Origin of the sequence: Stieleria neptunia (genome assembly GCF_007754155.1) — a bacterium.
GTDB lineage: Bacteria > Planctomycetota > Planctomycetia > Pirellulales > Pirellulaceae > Stieleria > Stieleria neptunia.
Genome location: NZ_CP037423.1, coordinates 3,224,269 through 3,243,424, shown reverse-complemented (window position 1 = coordinate 3,243,424; position 19,156 = coordinate 3,224,269). Strand labels below are relative to the sequence as shown.

The window sequence follows — 19,156 nt, the reverse complement described above, 5'->3', positions numbered from 1 at the left end:
TTCGAAACTTGGAAAAACGTTACCCTTGATAGATGAATCGAGATCCCCTGCTGCTGGTAATCCGTATCCGGAACCGGTGCACTCGGAATACGTTGTATCGATCTCACCTGCCCTTCCCCGATTCGGCAGGTTGCGGCAAGCTCAAGAATCGTCGCGTTCCCAAAATCTTTCTCCGGCACCCGCTCCTTCGCAACCGACCCGAGTTGCCTGAGCCCCCGTATTTCCGCGGCAAGTTGCTTGCAAAGGGCTTCATTCCTTTGATTGTCACGCAAGGCAGCCCTCGCTTCTGACCATCGAATTACCGAGACGGCGATCACCGCGAATATGACTGCCTGGAAGACTCCAAAAACGAGCAACGATCGCTTCATTCTTCCTCCCTCGGCGGATCCAAGAACCTCACATTCTCCAATCGAAGCGACACCCCGCCACGGACAGATTCCGCTGACAGCTGAGGGACGTCAAGACCAGATTTTCGGAGCATGGTCGCTACGGTTTCCTGGTCAGCATAAGTCTTAGCGACGCCAACCGCCTCCCGGATCCGGTCGACTTCGAATTCCATACGACTAAATTCGAACTTCGCCGCGGATCTCTCGGGAAGCCCTTCCAGAAAGGCGTAGGCAACGGGTAAGGACGATTTCAGGACCGGAATAGGCTTGCCCCCCACTCCCCTCGTCCCAAGCAGGCGACGATGCTCACTCTGCAATCTGGATGAAATACCAACGGGGATGCGCTCATCAGGGAATACACGTCCAAAGACATCTTCCTGCTCGCGGAGGGAAACCTCAGCGTGATGCTGCAGCTTGGTGACGCGTATAAGTATCGCGGCAAGGAGAGCAGTCTGCAGCAACGCAACAGCAACCATGCAGATCAATAGCGGTTTTTGTATCGGACGATATTTGTTCTTGGTCTTGAGCGGTCCATCGCGAAGGTCAAAAATTGGCTTAGCCCTGCCATCGGCAATTCTTTCACTCTCACCTGCAATCGCCGCGGCCAAATCCAGTTGAACCTCTGAAACGTCAACATGATTGTCGATCGATTCCGGTGACAATTGCGTGATGTTGACGAATACAAGTGAGGCGGCCCCCGTCCGCTTCATTGCATCACCCATCCAGCGCAAGGCAATCTCTTGGTCCTCCCCTAGCCAATACCACTCGGCAGGAGTCCCGCTTTCAAGCCGAATAAGATCGAGCCCCGTTTCCGACTCAATGAGAATAAAATCAAGCGAACGGGTCTTCGGATGCGTACGAAAAACAGAGGAAAGAGCAAGGAACACGTTGGGGACAATTGCCGCAACGTGAACCCCTTCTTCCTCAAGAGTCTCAATGGCGTCGCACAGCTCAGACGAATCTGTCGCGACCAACAGATTGCCAGTTCCTGACCTAATCCTGTCGAAGGCAATGCATTCTGCATCTACCGGAATGCATTCTTCCAGATCAAAGACGATCTGATCTCGACGTTTCCATCTTCGCGAGACATCATGACAGCGAACAAAACTGAAGCATCCATTACTCGGCAGAGAAATCACGGCCGATCCATGACTCACAAGAACATGGTCCAGCATTTCACCTGCTTCAAGTGAAACAGCTGGATTCGGGTCCTCCTCGCGAGAGACGCAAATCAAATATGGCTCGACAGCCCTGGCCACAATCATTTGTCGTCCGCATTCAATAGTTGATCCCGAGTAAGTGCGTTCGGTGGGGGACTCAGCTCGATCGTGGCTCCGGATAACCTAATTGAAACCGATTGATCGGCGATCGCCTCGACATAAGGGTCTCCCGGGTGCCCCTTCAATGTATCTCCAACGCGTACCAAATGCTGCCGCCCTTGAAACTGAATCCATGCTCTGGCAAGTTCCGGCTGCTGATCCACAAGAGTGCCCACCAAGGTTGCGTTCAAAACGATCGATGCCTTAACCGGCTTGACCGGAACTTGCTCTGCCTTCTTTGGTGGCTTGACAGGTTCCATCTCTTCAAACGGCCCCTGGATGGCTTTTTGGGAAAGTGCGTAAAAATCCCCCACCCGCAACCGATGGCTTTCATGTCGATCGTTCGGGCGTATACGTGTGGGCTGGATGTTCATGGATGCATCTTCTTCAATCACAGGCGTCACAATTGCCAGTGTTACGGAGGCTACCGCACCAATGACACAAAAGGCGCCTGCGAGATACAAGGTGCTTCGAAGCTGGCTCTCTGTCATCTCCCAAACATCTCAACGGTTACACGACCTTTTCTTCGTTCATACTAAACGGTCAACGGCAACAGGCCAACGCTCAATATTCGTATCCACGCCGATCACGAACCTGCCCCCGCCCCCATTCTACGAAAAAACTCGCAGGAACTCGACGATCTGACATACAGAAAATCCATACCGAGTAGCATTGACTTTCTGTCGTGAGCCACTTAGCAGCGAGTCTCGCTTCTGACTCTCGTAACGCGAGCGACCCGATAAGGTGAGATTCCGTAGGCGTGGGCCTCATGTGCCTTATTTCCTGTAGTTGCTTTGGTGTTGGGCGGCTGTAAAGCATATGCCACAAATAATCAAGCGATTCGCTGTCGCAGCGGCAGACGTTAAGCTTTCCATCACCCCAGAGGGTTAGCCTCTGCGTTGCTGCGGCAATGAGTATTGCCGGTGTGTCCCTATTCCCCGAACCAGCCGCGGGTAATTCAAACCAGTGATCCCAGCGAGTCGCGGTTTTGTCGAAGTTGCTCTGCGACTGTAACCCTCGGCTCGTTTGAAGCTGTCGCAAGCAGGCGGCAACCTGCTCGGTAGGCGCCGTAGCCGAGAGCTTGCTCACATTGAGCTTTGCAGATTCATCGGCCAGGACAACGCGCCAGGTTTCACCCGCAAGACCGACCTCTTTCCAAAGAATAGGGGAATGCCCCAAAGAGCTCTCATTTTCAGCCAGTGAAGATTGCGTCAACAACGATGGCGCTGCATTCAGGGCCATCCGACGTAGGCTCGTAATAGCCCACTGGTGTCGGACTGATCTTTCATTCTCAACGGCATACGAGGCCGAACGCATGCTCGTTGATGCAATACGTGAAAGCATCAGCACCGCAACGGCGAGAATCACGACGACGGTAAGCAGAATGTAGCCGCGACGTTGCGAGCGAATTGTACGGCCCCTATTTTCCATTATCGAAGAACCAAATCTCGAATCACCGTCGCCCTGCCAGCCTGACCATCACACCGCACCCAAACTCGAACTTGATTTGGCACCGGACCAGGCGCTGAAGGTAGCGGTTGCGGGACCCCAAAGCGATCCAGACGCTCCACGCGAATTTCACGTACATCTAACGCCAAGACCGAGCGGAAGGTGGAATCCGTTCTTTCGAGGATCGGAGTCTCATCGCGTAGTTTCCGAGTTCGATAACAAATGTTTCGAATGCCAATGTTCTCTGACTCGTACGATGGCGCATCGGTAAAGAGCCAAACCGCGTCTTCCGATTTCCAGACAGCGTTTGCCGCCAGGAGGTCCGTGCGCATCAATGCGATCGTCTGTTCGGCCCATATAGCGGGTTCTCCGTCGACTGCGATTTTCGCCTGCTTCGAGACGCCGCCGAGAATCCCAACGATCGCAGCCATGAGCATCGCGGACAGCGCGATTGCAACCATGAGCTCGATCAGTGTCATACCGTACTTGAAGCGATTCATTGCGTGGATTGCTGTCAGTATTGACCTTACGCATCATTGGTACGTTGGACCGAATGCGTTGCTCCCAAATTCTCGTACTTCGTTGTGCCTTGCTAATCAGGAATAAGTATCTCGGCATAGGCGAGGTTCTGCTCTCGGCGATCCGCAGTGCGAGCAAAGACGGTCAACCGTACGCGCCTGCTGTCCCCCAGATTACCACGCCCCCTCGACTTTAGCCTCGCATACATTGTTCGTGACCCAGGAGAACTAGACTCACGTCCAAATTGGCCGAAGTCGCCGACGGCGGATAGATTCGATTGTGCCACGGCATCAGCGATTCGAGTTTCGTTGAAATTCGAAACGGACCAAGCGGAAAGAAAGCCGTCGAGTGCCTCTGTCGCTATTCGTTTGTCACGGGCCTGCTTTAGCTGCCGCAGGTGCTGACTGCCTCCGATAATCACAACCGAAAGAAGGCTTCCTGCAATCGCGATGCTAGCGACCACCTCGATGAGCGTCACGCCTTGTCTCCGCCGTTGAATTCTCTTGGCAACCACTCTAGATCGTCGCCCCCGCATCCCGACGAGCAACGCGTTCACCGGCATTTTCAGCTGGAGAAGGTCCCCGAAATATCTCATCAATCAACTTTGAGTCGTCGAGAACGTACGACTGGCCGGTGAGCCCGAGAAACAGCAACCACCGCGCCCTGTTGCCTTTGGCAGCGATTTCAACGGCATAAGTCTGAGATGTCCCTTGGTTGCTGTACCGAACGACGTAACTCCGAGAACCATTCCTGCTCAGTCCTCGCACGCGTTGAATCAGTGTCCCTGCAGGCAGCTGCACCCTACGCTGCCCTTGCCGCACATCGGATTCAGAATAGACAATTTCCTTCTCGGCCGAGTTGATGGCGATCCACCCGCCCAGTCCGGCACTGGACCGCAATCGTGCGGTCAAATCCAAACTTCTGAATTCCGCAATCGCGGCATCAGCCTGTGATCGTCTCAATGGTACCGACACACTGACCAGCGCCACACCAGCCAACAACGAAACGATGACGACCACTGTAAGTATTTCCACCAGCGTAAACCCAACACGTGAGCGCGTGTTCGATTGCGTTAAGCTGGCGGGCTTCACAGGACCATTCACTTCTAACGGTACTCTTGCAGACAGGTTCTTGGAGGCATCACGGTGTCGGAGACGATTAAATCGTTAACTAATGGAATCGTCCCGGCAGGAAAAGTCAATTGTTTTTCAGAGAGAGGCATGTTCACACTCCGCTTGAACGGCCGACTCACACGGAATCGTCGCGTCGCGGTCGCAAATCGACTGCAGTTTTTTGCATCAGAAACGCGTTTTCCGCTATAAACTTTGCGCCCCTGCGGTCTGCTCTCGCCGGCCCCTCTGAAATCACCATCACATCTCCCGCATGAACACTCCTCAGTCCATTGTGAGCGTCTTCGTCGGGCTATTGCTCGCAGCTGCTTCCGCGTGCTACCGCGCTGACTTGCGAGAAACGCCCGCTAGGCCTACTGTCAAGACGGAAAGTTTGTGGAATCCTGATCGGCCCCTCGAATTTTCCCCTCATTCCGATGACGGTAGTTTTGCGTTTCAGTTCCAGCTCGATGACTCCGTTTCAGTCTATGGAAACCTCGGTGAAATCAATCGCCTGACGCTTCGAGCGGCTCCCGCCCCGTGGGACCTGAGTGATTACTCCGCACTTTCCATTCAGATGGCCAACGGATCAGATCGGATCGTAAGCATCCATGCATCGGTTTTCGGATCACAGCAACGACGTAACCACCAAGCGGGAAGCGGCGTGCTTATCCTGCTTCCCGGCGAACAGGGGGCATTGACCATCCCCTTCGGTTTTGCCGCGGGAGAGTACGAAGGCAACCCCGCCTTTGAAAATGTCGCGATCAAGCCCAACGGACACCGCCAACACTGGAATCCTTCGAGCAGACTTGGCTTAAATCGCATTGAGTTGGTCCTCAGCTCTCCCGCCGACAGTTACGCTCTCGAGTCCATTCGCGTAGACGCTACATTTCCGACTGAAGCTGCAAAGATATCCCAATTGGAAGCGTTGCCATACGTTGATCGATTCGGTCAGTGTCGCACACTCGACTGGCCGAAAAAACTCTCGAGCCTTGATGAGCTGCGTTCCCGAAGCGATCGCGATCCGTCCACATTGCCAACGCAATCGAAGGCAAAATCGCCAGTAAATGAGCCGAAAAAAAATTGGTTTCAAATCAAAAAACTTGACGGCCAATGGTGGTTTCTTGACCAGCAGGGTGCCCCCTTTTGGTCACTGGGGGTCGCCAGAGTCGGCACCGGTACCCCAGTTCGACTCTGGAAACAACGTCAGCTGTACCAGTGGGTTCCAGCGGACCCTGGTGGACCTTTTGCCACCGCATTTTCGAAACGCAATGGCATCGGATTCTTTGACTACTACAAAGCGAATGCAATACGCGAATTCGGTCGGCATCACCGTAGAATTGCATCTGCTAGAACCACAAATCGCCTGAATTCATGGGGCGTTACCACGATCGGAATTCACTCCGACCCCGTGATCGTGAATGATTCGAAGCTTCCCTTTGCTGGGTTTATTGCGGCATCCGAAGGGCTGACGTACATCGTCAACAACGTGCCAGACCCCTTCTCCCAATCGTTCGCCAAGCAACTCTCCAGTCGGGCCGAACAAATCGCCAAAAAGCTTGCTGATCGCCCTCGCTGTATGGGAATCTTTGTGGATGAAGATCAACGATGGCCGACCGACTTGGTCTCTCAGGTATTTGCACGAGACGGCCCCGCGCGAGATGCCTTGATCCAGTGGTTGGCTAAAAAATACGAAACCATCGATCGGCTCAATCATGTATGGGAAACAGATTTCGATACTTGGAAATCAGTACGTGTTTCGGCGGCAATGATTGGTCGCTACCGCACCAGGCAGTTCGTTAATCACTCAACCGATGAAGCGCCGAAGGATCCGTGTGCCCAAGATATTGAATCACTAGAGTATTTTTTCGCCAAACGCTACTTCTCTCATTGCGAGCAAGCACTTTCGGAACACATGCCCAACCACCTCTACCTGGGCTCTCGCATCAGCTACTGCTCCCCTGCGGTACTTGCAGCTTGTGCCGAACACGCCGACGTCATTAGCCTCAATTGCTTTGATCCATTGCCGAGCTGCCGCCCTCTTCCTGCAGGAATCGACAGGCCTGTTCTGATTTCACGCTTTCACGTTGGGGCTCTGGATCGAGGCGTCCCAGCAATGGGCAAGCTGCTTGGGCATGATCAATCCCAACGGGAACGGATATTCGCATCCTACGTTGTGTCTGCGCTTGCTGATCCACGTATTGTCGGCGTTCATTACGATAGCTACGTAGATGCGTCTATCGCCGCTCAACCTGGCGAAGCCGATCGTCCCGGATGGGTCGACATCACGGACAACCCCTACGACGGACTAACAAGGATATCCTCTCGGCTTTCAGAGAAAATGACGGAGATCAGGCAAGCAGCCCCTGCAAATGCCCTCGAGCCCTTGGAGGAATTGCTTAAGCCGCAAAAGTAGGCCACCCCCGCAAGCTCCGCTGGCCCGTCAATGTCTTCGCAATCGCTTCTAGGATCACCACCAGCTACTGTTAACCGTGATCGCAATCCAACTCGTATAAGACCACTAATCTGGTTGCGCTGTTACGGCTACCCTTGCGGGGCCGATCCCCGTCGCCGGGTGCGGTGACCGGCTGAGCCTTGCCCCCACCCTTGCTGCGGTTTATTGGGGTGAACGGCACTGCTGATCTTCGTTTTTAAGCAGAACCGAAGCTCTGACAGCAAGCACTGGTAGGTCAATGACGACGCTGTCCGCAGGCTCTCCGGAATCAAAAGTGCGCGGTCGTAAAGGCAAGGTCGATAAGGCGGGTCTGTTTCAGGCTGGTAGCCCATTTGAAGCATCGTGCTTCCGGTCAACCGCTCCACCTGAGCTACCTCTCGATCACTTAATATTTCTTTCCACTGGTCAATTCTTGACGTGTCGATGCTGCGCAGGGAGTGAGATTTCCACCGGAGCTCGCGCTCTGGGATGATCTGGGAGTCGCCGGTTCCGTCTGCTACCTCCGCTTGAAATTCGGCTCCCAAAAAAGCGCATGCCTGGCGAAGCACCTTTCTCGGGGATCGAGCGAGGTCTTCGTATCGCACGATCAATGTATTGGGATCCGGGCTGCGCTGGTGCAGCAGCCAGAATTGAACGTACTTGTTCCATACCAGAGATGCGGTCCTTGGCGAACAAGTGATCCAAGGAACCTTAAGCAGACTCGCAACAACCGCGCGAGGGTCTCTGTGCACGTAGATAACCTTGCTATCTGGCAATACGCGACGGATGAGCGGGATCCGGTTCGCGTGTTCCGGCGTTTTTTCGCCAAAGAACCGAACGCCTGATTTGCCCGAGCGATCAATGCAACGCTCGGCAATGCCCCGAAAATACCTCAGGTGAGCTTCATCATCGCTAATGACTCTTGTGTGCGCCTCCAAATGAATCCCTAGATCGCTTTTCATGCGCTCGACATGCTGCCGTTGCCACCGAATTGGCATACCGTAAAAGTAGCAAAAGTATTTCGTTTCGGCGGGAACGACGACATCGGTGTGTCGATTGAGCGCTTGCTGGAGCATCGTCGTCCCTGACCTCGGGCACCCTGTAATAAAGAAATGAGAGAGGGGCATCTTCTTGACTTCGATCTGCTTAGTGTTCGAGGCAGGAGGAAAGTGGGCGTCCAAGTCGCTCATTCCACCGGGAAGCGATTCTAGAGGTGTGCTCCCTAGTCGCCCCTCTTGATGGGACGCCTCGCCAGGACAAGCCTGCGGTCGCGGTAAAAAACCATTTCCCCGGCAAATTCCTTGTGGAACCACATCCGAGATTCTCGATAGCGGTCATGGGCCACTTCCGGAGTCGTTGGGAATACGAGCATGGAAAGCTGATTTTCGGTGATGTATTCTCGTAGTTCATCCGCGCTGCTGTGCCAGAGCGGTCGGACCACCGGGTTCTCTCGTCGCGACCCAAGAAAAGGGTAATAGCGATACTCGAAGACCCCCAAGCGATCTGATGGCTGCTTGAGTTCCTCCCAGGCCGCCAAACAGTCGGTGCGGAGAACCCGGCCAAAGTGACCCACATACCGATTGTGCCATTTCTTGGCCAACAAGGGGCTCACTTGCGAAAACAACCCGATCGCCAAAGCGACGGTCGCCGCAGTGGCCCGAAGGCTCTTCACACGCACAAGTTCGGAAACGCCAGTTATGCCTGCATACGAAAAAATAAGGAGCAAAACCCAAGTCAGCATCAACCGGCGTTTGCCCGCCGCCCACCAAAAATTCACGTTCAACCAATCCGGCACGGTCGTCCAGTTGAATACGGCACAGGATTGCCATGCCACTTGCACGAGGATGAGCAGCATGCAAATCGCCAGCAGCAGCCTGCGTAGCTGGATCGGCCATCTGCCCGCTGGATGCGGGATAGCACTCAAAGCGAGCAGTGACGTGACGAATGCACATAACCCGAATCGAACCGGGTGATACTGCAGCTGCAGCATGTTCATTGTCCCGTATTCTGTTTCTACGACATTGGGCGTCACCAAATAGACAGCAAAGGCGGCGCTGCTGAAGCAGGCGAGCCACGGGAACAGGCCCCCTTTTTCCCCTCCGGCAATCGATTGCCACGTTTGAATAGGCTTGAAAAGCAATAGGCTTAGCGGGAGCCACGCCAAACTCACCGTGATCAACGGGAGAATCCCTGCTTGTACGAGCCACGCACGAAAAAGCAGGGGAATCACTTCCGCTCGACCGCACCCGAGCAATTTACTCGACGAAAAATGCGGTCGCATCTCAGACCAGAGATCAGGCATCCCCAGTATGCCCTTGGGGTAAAACGGCGTCCCCGCAAGCTGCCAATTTCGGATGTACCAGAAGCCCGCAAGAATTAACGAAGCAACTAGAATCGCAGCCAGGGTTTGCACAGCAGCCTTCCATCGCCCCTGCACAGCAAGCCACGCGACCGGTGCAAGAGTCAGCAACGTAACGTACCCCAGCGCATAGTACTTGATCCCAGCCAAAAGCCCGACGGAAAGCGAGAGGAACAACAAGCTGGAGTAGCTTCGTTCGTAGACCCATCTCCAGCCGAACAGGGCCCCAGCGACAAGCAAGGCTACGACGGAAAGGTCGTTCTCCGCTGAAACAAGCTGCCGAAGGACTGGCTGCACGGCAAAGACCGTCATCGAAACCAGACAACACGCGACCGTGGACAATCGCAGCTCAATTGCTAATGCAGCAAGGCTCGCGAACAGAATCAGGCCAGGAATTGTGTTGTGGAGTTGAACCCAAAAGTCTCCACTGAAGCCGATGCTAAAGAACAGCCCCAGCAACTCATTGTTGCCTGGGACGTACCAAAAAGCGCAGTCTTGGTTCCAAATCGACCCAGACTGGATCCAGTGATCAATCAAGGGAAGGTGGTATGCGATGGAGTCCCAGTCAAACGGTAGCTGAACAATTCCATAGGTCAGTACGTGCGCAGAAAACACAGAGAGAAAGATGAGTTGCCATCGGGCATAGCGGCTCCAGCGCCGCCGGTCGCCAGTTGCCTGCGTAACAGACGCCTTCTCTCGTCTTGCCGCTGTTGTTAGGACCTCTCCTTCACAACCACTTCGACGCAGTAATACCAAGCCGATTGCGCCCCCGTAGGCGGCAATTAGCTGAATTGCAACGAGTCGCCCCAGAAACGCCGCCTGTAGAATCCCAACGGCCCCAAGTACGGTCCCAGCGATCACAACATTGCACCAAAGCAACAGAAGGGAGGAAAGAGCAAGTGTTGGCAGGTTGCTTTTTCCGACCGCCAATCTGGCGACTAAAAAACAAAGTGTGACGTCAACCGCACCCAACAACGAAAACTCAAAAGCATCCCACCATTCCTGATTCATGTGCGTTTACCAATTCGTCGCTGTATGGGTTGTGCGCTCGGCGTGGGTTTCCAAATCGGCAAATCACCTCTCACAGCAGCCAGTACGGAATCGACTGCAACCTCCGAGCTTGCATCAAATGATTCGCGTGGATTCTACAGATGCCATTACCTAGCTCCGTCGATTCTCTGCATTTGCCACGTCGCCGGCAAGATGCGAGCCTCCAAAGCATCGACTACCTGGAATGCTCGTCGAATCAGTATACGCAATCGCTCGTCAAACTGCTCGCGGCTTGGATACACACGGTGATCTTCCCACATCAAGGATGAAGGAGGAACATCATAAAGGAACGTAACTTTCGTTCGCGGATGCGAGTGATTCCGCTCTAACAAATCAGCAATTCTTCTCTTGGTCGTCTGACCACATAGAACAAGTCGAAAGCCATACTCTTTAAACACTCCGCGGTTCCTTGGTCTCGTCAAATTCACGCTTCTCACTGATGCATGCCCTATAACTTTTTTTGTTTTCTTGAACGGTCTCTAGAAAAATTCGTTGACTGCCAAGCTCAAACCGCTAAGATCAGCCCCGCTTCAAAGGGTGTGGGGCCGCACCCCCGGGTAAGCATTTCCTTGAATACGCAGTGCTCTTTGAAGTACTCATCCATCACTCCACTTGGGCAACGGAGTCGTTCTCTTGCTAGTGCTTTCTATTCAGGCTTTCTGCGAGCCTCGCTTTCGTGGAGGCCGTCCTGGCAGAAGTGCCTTTTTTCGGACGTCCTTCCAGTTATTGTGCCGGTCTGTGCCGTTTGGCGAATCGCAGTCAACAAAGCGGCTTTGCGTCTTGATTGGTTGGCACGCTCGGCGGCGTCTCCGCAAAGGCTCGGCGGCATTCCTGGGGCGATCGTGATTGGTTCGCTCTTCTGTGCGTGCTCCCGTTGGGCATGCGTTTCAATAAGCGGTGTTTTCAATAGGAGCCTGCAAGGTCAACAATGACAAAACTGCGAGATTCATTTCCAGCCTCGTTCCTTGTGGCCCTATTACTTGCACTGCCGGTCATCGGGCTAGCGGCGTTTTGGCTTTTGCGTTTCCCGGCAGACATCGACATCCGCGACGAACCGCTGCCTGTTTCTCGCCGCTCAATTGAGAAGAAGGTCGGTGGCGTGAACCGGCCAGTGTCGGACCTCTCGCTGTCGCAGGAAGCCGAAGAAGTGCTTGCAGAAGCAAGGGAATTTCAGCAGGAAACGCTCCCCAGGCCCAACCGGGCGGAACTGAGCGAGCGTCCTCAGGGCTTGCAAAAGTCGATGAACCCCAATGTGGCATCGGTGATCGAAGCGATTGAAACGGGGCTGCACCCTGAAAGACTTACGCCAAACATCCTGCCTGCCCCGTTTGACGAAGACGCCTACATGAGAAACCCACAGGCATATTTGGATATCGCAGAGCCGGGCAGAGTGTATCAGTCGGCTCAGCCTGGCCTGAACGTCAAATCCGTCGGCCCGGTCGGACGGAATCGGCACACAATCAAACAGCTGGAGAGTGTCCGCCTGAAAGTCAAGGCAGCACCAAACTACCCAGTCACTTTCACGTCGTTTGATCTCGGAGCATTCGAGAACAAACTTCCTACCATCACCGTCGCGGCGGGCGAGGATGGAATCGCCAGTGCCGAATTCACCGGCACGGAAGGTACCGTCAACGATGTCACGATCTTAGCTGCTAGCCCGATGGCATCGGGACGCGTTCACTTCGTCGTTACTATTCTGCATTAGCGAGGACTGCTCATTATGTTTCGAAGCCTAAGCCGATTAACATTGATCCTGTTCCTTGCTGCAGTGCCTCTCCACCATCTCTTAGGCCAGGTCACGTCACCCTTGGCCTCCAATAGTGAGATCATGAGTTCGGGCGAAATCAAGGACATCCTGCAGCACTCATATACGCTATCATGCCTCAATTCGAGCGTCGCCTATACCTGCCCGGATCCGGCGGCCCCTGCCAAAAACTGGCCAAGCACTGCCCGGCCTTACAGCGGCTCAAATGGTGGCGGCCCTCTGGGAGGCTTGGGCATTGGATTCACTCCACCTCCCTCGGGAGCTGGCGGTGGATTCCCGCTTTCGTTCCCGGGAACTTCATTGCCAATTGGAAGCGGCGGCTCCTGTGTGTCCGGTGGAGGCTGCGGAAGTGCCGGCGGGTTCTCCGCCAGTGCCACGATATTCGCCAACGGCCAGATTCCGGCATCCACGCACGGCTCCCCGATCAGCGAAGGGGCGCGAGGGAACGGATCGCTGATCGAAGCCTTCGGCCTGGACTATATGCACTGGGCCGATGATATGACGGCGTTCAACGAGAACGACCTGAGCGTGAGACGCGTCATGCGATCGAGAAATCACTCGCAGTTTAGTAGCTTTGGCCCGATGATGTTTTGCAACTGGGACATGGCGCTAGAGATCAGCGGCACGTTCAACACTGTGGGGTACTTGGATACCATCAACGTGCGCGACCCCCTGGCCCAGATCCCATATTCGCTCCGCCCAGATATCGACATGGCTGCTATCCCAATCGATTGGTCGAAGTTGGGACAATTCTCGCCAAAGCAACCAGGCTTCGTCAAGGACGCGGCCATCGGCGATTTGGACCCGAATAATCCTCCTACAGACGATATTGAACTGCGTCGGGACACTGAAACCATTACCGGATCCAATTTTTGCGTGCCACTCGTAAATCAGTGCGTCGTTGAAAACTGGATTGGTGCCGAATTTACCTTTGAGCTACTTATTTCGCCGACCGAGGAGGTCTGGGATGAACTGGCAGCTTGGAATGAAGACGCATATGGAAACGGAGATCCCGGCTCGGATGGCACGTTGACGGAGTCGTATCTCCTGAACAATGGATACCCTGGATCTACCCTGACTGACCCCGATAACACTCATCTTCTGGGTCGGCTGACAAAAATTCAATTCCCAGATGGGCGGTCTGCAGAGATCTCGTACAAAGAATGGACTCCGTTCGACCTCTACAGTTCATGGGAACGCCTGTTTCAGATCGATACGGTTACAGCCGACTCCGGCGAAACACTCTCCTTCACTTATGGTGGGAGCCAGGTGGGTGGCCAGTGGGTTGTCACCGGCATCACCAATAGCGACGGTCAGTCCGTCACCTATAGCTATTCCGGCGGAAAGCTCACCGGAGTAAGCCGCAGCGACGGAACGTCGAGCAGCTTCACTTACGGAACGGACTCTGCGTCCGGCACATCTACGGTTGAGATTGATGATCCGGTCGCTGAGCCAGGACACCGCAGCAAGACCGTCTTTCTTTCCTCGATTGTAGCCGGATCTAGCAGCTACTTTACGTTTCCTGCTAATCTCATTCGAATGATCACTAACCCTTCGGATGAAGCCACGTTCGCGGCGGTACAGGTCGTTGACTACAGCCAGCCGAACGGGCAGCGGCTGAGCAATTACACTTATCTGGGCGGAGGTCGGTTGGCCCGCCTGCTTCCCCACGGGCGGATCGATATGAGCAGTGGCGTCTACCGTCGCGTCGCAACCAATTACGAAACGGGCTGGGCAATGAGCGTTGACACCAACGACGATATCCAGGTCACGGGTACAGAGGAGCCTGCGACCAGTCACCAAATCAACGATCCTTACCTGGCAGTCGGAAGCAACTTCAATTCAACAATCAAGCCTAACGGAGTACTGCAATATCACGATTACGAAGACGGCTGGAAGGTTCGCACCTGGTTCTCGGACGAGACTTTCGAAACCTGGTGCCGAGATGAGTACGGACGTGTCACGAGATATCGCGATCGAAATGGCAATGTCCAGAAGTACGAATACGGAAGCTCTGGTGGCTGCACCAAGATGTACGTTGGCCTGACCGACAACCCTTCCAATGTTGAGTCCGCGACAGCCTACGGAGTGACGCCGACTTACGACCGCTGTGCAACCAATGACGTGCAAACGTCAGAGTATGCGGTGCATCAATGGATCTACGACGATGACTACAACAGCTCCGGCAAAGTGAAACTCACGGCGTACATCAACCCGCTCGGTAAGCAGACCGACCTGTCGTACAACAGCGATGGCCTGCTCAGCCAAATCCAGCAACCTGCGGACTCATCCGGTGGGACTCGGCCTACGACGACCTACACCTATTACTCCAATGGCCAACTCAAAACGGTCACTGACCCCGAAACCAACGTCGTTGAGTACTTCTACGACAGTCTGGACCGTCTGACCAGCATCCTGTACGACGACGGCACTTCGCACCGCTACGCTTACCACGCATCAGGCAATGGTTATCTGCTATTGTCTAAATCGACCGACCGAGCCGGAACCGTAACCTCCTACACTTACGATGCCGCCGATCGACTCATATCACGGAAGACTGCGACCGCTTACAATGACGGAAGCTCAGAGACCTCGACACCTGATCTGGAATCAACTGAAACCTGGTACTATCTCCCCGGCACATCCGATCCATACGAATACCAAAAAGATGGGGCGGTGACGAGCTACAAATACGATGCCGCCGGTCGACGAATTCAGACCACCAACTATCCGCGAGACGGCAAGACGCTCACGACAAAAAGTGTTTACGTAGACTCACAGCTATTTAACACCGAAGACCCATACGGCCGCAAGACGTACTATGCCTACGATGCGACCGATGGCCGACTCATTCGGACTGTTGCCGGCACAACGCCTGAGTTTTCGCTCGCCGACTTTGATGCGGTGATCGCGTTAACACGTGACTTTTCTGCAAATGCCAGCTATGTCATCACCGACATTGTCTATGACGCCGAAGGTAACCAAATCCGCCTGCATGACGGTCGCAACATGGCGACCGAATTTGAGTACGACAGTCGCGGCAGGCGAACCGCGCAAGTTGCTGACGCTGACTATATCGATCGCAGCACGCTCTCGAGTCTTTCAACTGCGTTAGAACTACGCACTGAAACGCTCTACGGCTTGGCTGACCGTGTAAAGGAGGTGCGATCACCGAGGTACTTTGACTCAGGTGATACCTATGGCTACCAAAAGGCACGAGAGCAGTGGACCTACACTGACCGTGGCCTAGTTGCCTCGCACACCGTTGCAGTCGGCGCGGGCGAGGAAGCGGCAGAAGAATTTGAATACGATTTGCTCGGCCGCAGGATTGAACGCACCGACTTCCGGGGCAAAATCTGGGAAACCCATTTCGAAGACTGTTGCGGCCAGACCGTGGCCAGCGAGAACCCACTTGGGCACGGCAGCATCGTCCGCAAGGATTCACTGGGGCGAACAGTACACATGGCTGCAATAGAAGACTATGCAAGCCACGCGGCCTCACTGGACAATCCCGTCAACGCCAAGACGTACCGAGAGGTCACGACCAAATACGATGGCCGCGGACGCCCCGTCGCCAGAACAACATGGCTTTCGGCACGAGGAACCGTCGACATCGACGATCCACCGATCGCAGGCCTCGGCGGCGTTTCGGCATCCGATGGCCTGACCGAACAGTATCTTTATGACGACAATCTGGCTGACGGCTCAGGATTGGACAGCACCGGAGGTGTCACGCCGCTAATGGGATCAGCCGCAATCAAACTGGGGCCGGCATTGACACAACTCGCCGATACCGTGGCCAACGGCGGAGCTGGAGTAACACTCGACAGCGAAGCCCCCGGCAGCGCCCGGGTGGTCATCAATCCTGAAGGCGAGGTCCGGTTTTCGATTTCCGATGCCGCCGGTCGTAGTGTCATGAGCGGTATCCTGGACCCCAGCGATAGCTCGCTCGTCACTTGGAATTGCAATGCATACGATGCAACCACCTCCATTGGCGGTTACGGCACCGTCTTGGTCTCCCAGAACGTCAATGCTCTTGGCAATTCGACGCAACAGCTCTCCGACGCTGCCGGACGAACCATTCAAGCGATTGACGCGATCGGAGAGATCACTGCATACACCTATGACGCGGCTGGCAACCAGCTCTCGGTCCGTGACCCCAACAGCGTCGGCCAAGACTGCACCTATGACGCTTTGGGACGCGACTTGACCTGCACCGATACCTCCAGTGACGCGACCAGCAGCACTTACGATGACGATGGCAATAAGATCACTTCGACTGACGCCAAAAGCGAAACAACGACCTACACTTTCGATGCGCGTGGCCGTCAGATCAAACAAACCGACCGGCTCGGCGGCGAGACGGAGTTCGCGTATCTGGACTCGGGGCAACTGGAAAGCCTGACCGATGCCGAAGACCAGGTGACCAGCTACACGTACAACGATGCCGGCCAAAAACTGACCGAAACCTATCCGGATCACACGTCAAGCACCACGCCGGGGAACTCTGGATATGGCATCGTCACCTTTACGCTGGACCCGACGGGGCGAACGCTGCGCAAGCAGGACCAATCCGGTGATACCGTCACCTACAACTACGATTTGGCAGGCCGCCTGACGTCTCGCGATTACCGCACGCTTGCCAACAGCCCCTCGGGCACAGTCGCCGATACTGACACGTTCACCTATGACGACGCCAGCCGGATGCTGACGGCGGCTTCAGGGCGATACAGCAATACGGTGACCTACACCTACGACGTGGCAGGCCGCAAAGCAACCGAGGCACTCACCATCGACAGTGTTACCTACACTACCGCGACCGACTATGACGCAACTGGCCAAGTGTCCACGCTAACCTACCCGGACGGCACGGAGGTCGACCGAACCTACACCGACCGCGGACAATTAGCCACAATTGCCCTGGATTCGACGACCGTTGACACCAGAACCTACGACGATGGCGGACGGATGCTGACCAGCACGTATAATAACGGTGTGGCGGAAACGCGTGCGTACAACAGCGATAACACGCTTTCAAGCATCAGTTATACTGGGGCAGCGATTGGGAATCTCAGCTACGGCTGGGACGACAACAAAAACAAGACCAGTGAGAGTATCGCCGGAACGATGAGCGGCTACGGATTCGACGTGGGAATAAGCGGCTACGACGACGAAGATCGCCTAGTCAACTGGGAGCGCGACGACACCAACCTAGACCAATCCTGGAATCTGTCGCTCGTTGGCGATTGGGACGCGTTCACCGAGAACAGCAGCACCCAAACGCGAGTCCACGGTGACGCCCACGAAATTATCTCGGCGGCCAGCCAGAGCGTCACGCACGATGCCAAAGGCAATATGACGGTGATCCCGGCGGTCCTCCGTCCCGGCAGCGATCCGCTGACGCTCACATGGGACTTCGACAATCGTTTGGTTTCGGCCGATGTCGACAACGACAGCACCGACGACGTCTTTTACGAATGGGACGCACTTGGTCGCCGAGTCGCGCGCGACGATGGCACGACGGTCAGCATCTATGTCCAAAATGGCCAGCAGACCGTCGCGGACTACACCTCAGGAACCGCGGCAACCAACCCCACCTACAACTACGTCTACGCCAGCTACATCGACGAACCCGTCGTACGCGACGGCACCGGCGGACTGCGTTACTACCATCGCACCCAACAGTACAGCATCACGGCGTTGACCGATTCGTCAGGGACGATCAAAGAACGCTACGCGTATGATGCGTATGGCAACCTATCGATCTTCGATGGTAGTGGAGCCGCGCGTACATCAACGGCGGAAGGTAACCGCTATACCTACACGGGGCGTGAGTGGGATAAAGAGCTGGGGCTCTTTCACTATCGGGCTCGGATGTACGATGCGATCAGTGGACGTTTTCTGAGTCGTGATCCCATCGGTTATTCTGACAGTGCAAGTTTGTATGAATACGTTGGATCGCGTATTCTCAACGCTGTTGATCCAGCGGGCTTGCAAACCTATGTACCGATCCCTCCCGGACACAAACCGCCGACACCATCCTGGCCACATCCCCCCGGAACAACTGTACCGGGCGGTCCTCACCAACCCACTAACCCACGGAAGCCTGGATGGCCAATCCCGAAGCTGCCGGGTCCCAGGCAACGTCCAAAACAACGGAACAGCAAGCATGCTACTAGGACAAATCTATGCGTTTCTTGCCCAAACAAGGCACAGCGCGAAAGCCCAATTCCCGGAGTAACGTCGATTCCGCTTGGCGGTTATCCAGTGGGTGTCGGAGGTGGCGAAAACCAAATCTACCCATATCCAGGAAGTCCTCCAACAAACATCGGGAGTGGCGGTGCACTTCCCTGTATTAACACAATTATAAAATGTGATGATGTCGTCGCTGTGTTTCATTTCACGACAGGGGATGACCCCAGCGCGACGCTTGGCAACTTTGATTGGCGGGGCAATGGGTGTTCTGCGATTATCTGCGGAGGAAATGACGAAGACCAATCTAATTGCTTGGCGAAGGAGGTAATGGATAGTCTGAGCAAATATGGCATACCACTCGACGGCGTCTCTTCTTTAGGCGCGTGCGGGGTCACCCCTGAAGGAGGGTGGTATCAAGGCCTCTAAGCACCGGGTTTCGATCGCGGAACTCTTAGTTCTTGTACTTGTTGCCGCGATTGGGATCAAAATGTTTCCGGCAATCAGCATGCTAAATTTGAGGCTCACTCTTGTATTTGGCTCCGCTGCAGTTATGAGATTCGGCTTTGGCAGA

General features: G+C 54.8%; 10 protein-coding genes. 3 read left to right on the top strand and 7 right to left on the bottom strand.

Annotated elements, in window-relative coordinates; all coding sequences use genetic code 11:
- Positions 1–364: 364 nt before the first annotated feature.
- The 5 genes from Enr13x_RS11415 to Enr13x_RS11395 all read right to left on the bottom strand — a co-directional run bounded on the left by Enr13x_RS11415 (position 365) and on the right by Enr13x_RS11395 (position 4,776).
- On the bottom strand, positions 365–1,651 hold the full coding sequence (locus tag Enr13x_RS11415) for a hypothetical protein (RefSeq protein ID WP_145386165.1): 1,287 nt from the start codon (positions 1,649–1,651) through the stop codon (positions 365–367).
- Positions 1,648–2,196 carry a type II secretion system protein N gene (locus Enr13x_RS11410; protein WP_145386164.1) on the bottom strand — a complete coding sequence of 183 codons (549 nt, stop codon included), beginning with the start codon at positions 2,194–2,196 and terminating at the stop codon, positions 1,648–1,650. The genes Enr13x_RS11415 and Enr13x_RS11410 overlap by 4 nt, the downstream gene beginning before the upstream one ends.
- A gap of 939 nt (positions 2,197–3,135) precedes the next feature.
- On the bottom strand, positions 3,136–3,654 hold the full coding sequence (locus tag Enr13x_RS11405; protein ID WP_145386163.1) for a PulJ/GspJ family protein: 519 nt from the start codon (positions 3,652–3,654) through the stop codon (positions 3,136–3,138).
- 92 nt (positions 3,655–3,746) lie between these two features.
- Positions 3,747–4,208: a type II secretion system protein gene (locus Enr13x_RS39750; RefSeq protein ID WP_390621105.1), complete on the bottom strand. Its 462-nt coding sequence runs from the start codon at positions 4,206–4,208 to the stop codon at positions 3,747–3,749.
- Positions 4,189–4,776, bottom strand: a complete 588-nt coding sequence (locus Enr13x_RS11395; RefSeq protein WP_197455953.1) for a pilus assembly FimT family protein — start codon at positions 4,774–4,776, stop codon at positions 4,189–4,191. The genes Enr13x_RS39750 and Enr13x_RS11395 overlap by 20 nt, the downstream gene beginning before the upstream one ends.
- Before the next feature lie 280 nt (positions 4,777–5,056).
- Here Enr13x_RS11395 and Enr13x_RS11390 point away from each other — a divergent pair, with 280 nt between their 5' ends.
- Positions 5,057–7,198: a hypothetical protein gene (locus Enr13x_RS11390; RefSeq protein WP_145386161.1), complete on the top strand. Its 2,142-nt coding sequence runs from the start codon at positions 5,057–5,059 to the stop codon at positions 7,196–7,198.
- A 128-nt stretch (positions 7,199–7,326) separates the two neighbouring features.
- On the opposite strand, the gene Enr13x_RS11385 is transcribed toward Enr13x_RS11390, so the two are convergent.
- Together Enr13x_RS11385 and Enr13x_RS11380 are read right to left on the bottom strand one after the other, a co-directional pair.
- The gene (locus Enr13x_RS11385; protein ID WP_261344200.1) at positions 7,327–8,343 is read right to left on the bottom strand and encodes a sulfotransferase family protein; all 1,017 of its coding nucleotides are present in this window, start codon (positions 8,341–8,343) and stop codon (positions 7,327–7,329) included.
- Between the two features lie 95 nt (positions 8,344–8,438).
- Entirely contained in the window at positions 8,439–10,586 is a 2,148-nt protein-coding gene (locus Enr13x_RS11380; RefSeq protein WP_145386159.1) for a hypothetical protein, read from the bottom strand.
- Between the two features lie 967 nt (positions 10,587–11,553).
- On the opposite strand from Enr13x_RS11380, the gene Enr13x_RS11375 reads away from it, so the two are divergent.
- The gene (locus Enr13x_RS11375) at positions 11,554–12,330 is read left to right on the top strand and encodes a hypothetical protein (RefSeq protein ID WP_145386158.1); all 777 of its coding nucleotides are present in this window, start codon (positions 11,554–11,556) and stop codon (positions 12,328–12,330) included.
- A 123-nt stretch (positions 12,331–12,453) separates the two neighbouring features.
- A complete protein-coding gene (locus Enr13x_RS11370; protein ID WP_197455952.1) occupies positions 12,454–19,011 on the top strand; it encodes an RHS repeat protein in 6,558 nt (2,185 codons plus the stop codon).
- Positions 19,012–19,156: the final 145 nt, after the last annotated feature.

Coding starts and splice junctions, on each gene's coding strand:
- Enr13x_RS11415 (WP_145386165.1), bottom strand. CDS start 1,651: ATGATTGTGGCCAGGGCTGTCGAGCCATATTTGATTTGCGTCTCTCGC.
- Enr13x_RS11410 (WP_145386164.1), bottom strand. CDS start 2,196: ATGACAGAGAGCCAGCTTCGAAGCACCTTGTATCTCGCAGGCGCCTTT.
- Enr13x_RS11405 (WP_145386163.1), bottom strand. CDS start 3,654: ATGAATCGCTTCAAGTACGGTATGACACTGATCGAGCTCATGGTTGCA.
- Enr13x_RS39750 (WP_390621105.1), bottom strand. CDS start 4,208: ATGCGGGGGCGACGATCTAGAGTGGTTGCCAAGAGAATTCAACGGCGG.
- Enr13x_RS11390 (WP_145386161.1), top strand. CDS start 5,057: ATGAACACTCCTCAGTCCATTGTGAGCGTCTTCGTCGGGCTATTGCTC.
- Enr13x_RS11385 (WP_261344200.1), bottom strand. CDS start 8,343: ATGCCCCTCTCTCATTTCTTTATTACAGGGTGCCCGAGGTCAGGGACG.
- Enr13x_RS11380 (WP_145386159.1), bottom strand. CDS start 10,586: ATGAATCAGGAATGGTGGGATGCTTTTGAGTTTTCGTTGTTGGGTGCG.
- Enr13x_RS11375 (WP_145386158.1), top strand. CDS start 11,554: ATGACAAAACTGCGAGATTCATTTCCAGCCTCGTTCCTTGTGGCCCTA.
- Enr13x_RS11370 (WP_197455952.1), top strand. CDS start 12,454: ATGAGTTCGGGCGAAATCAAGGACATCCTGCAGCACTCATATACGCTA.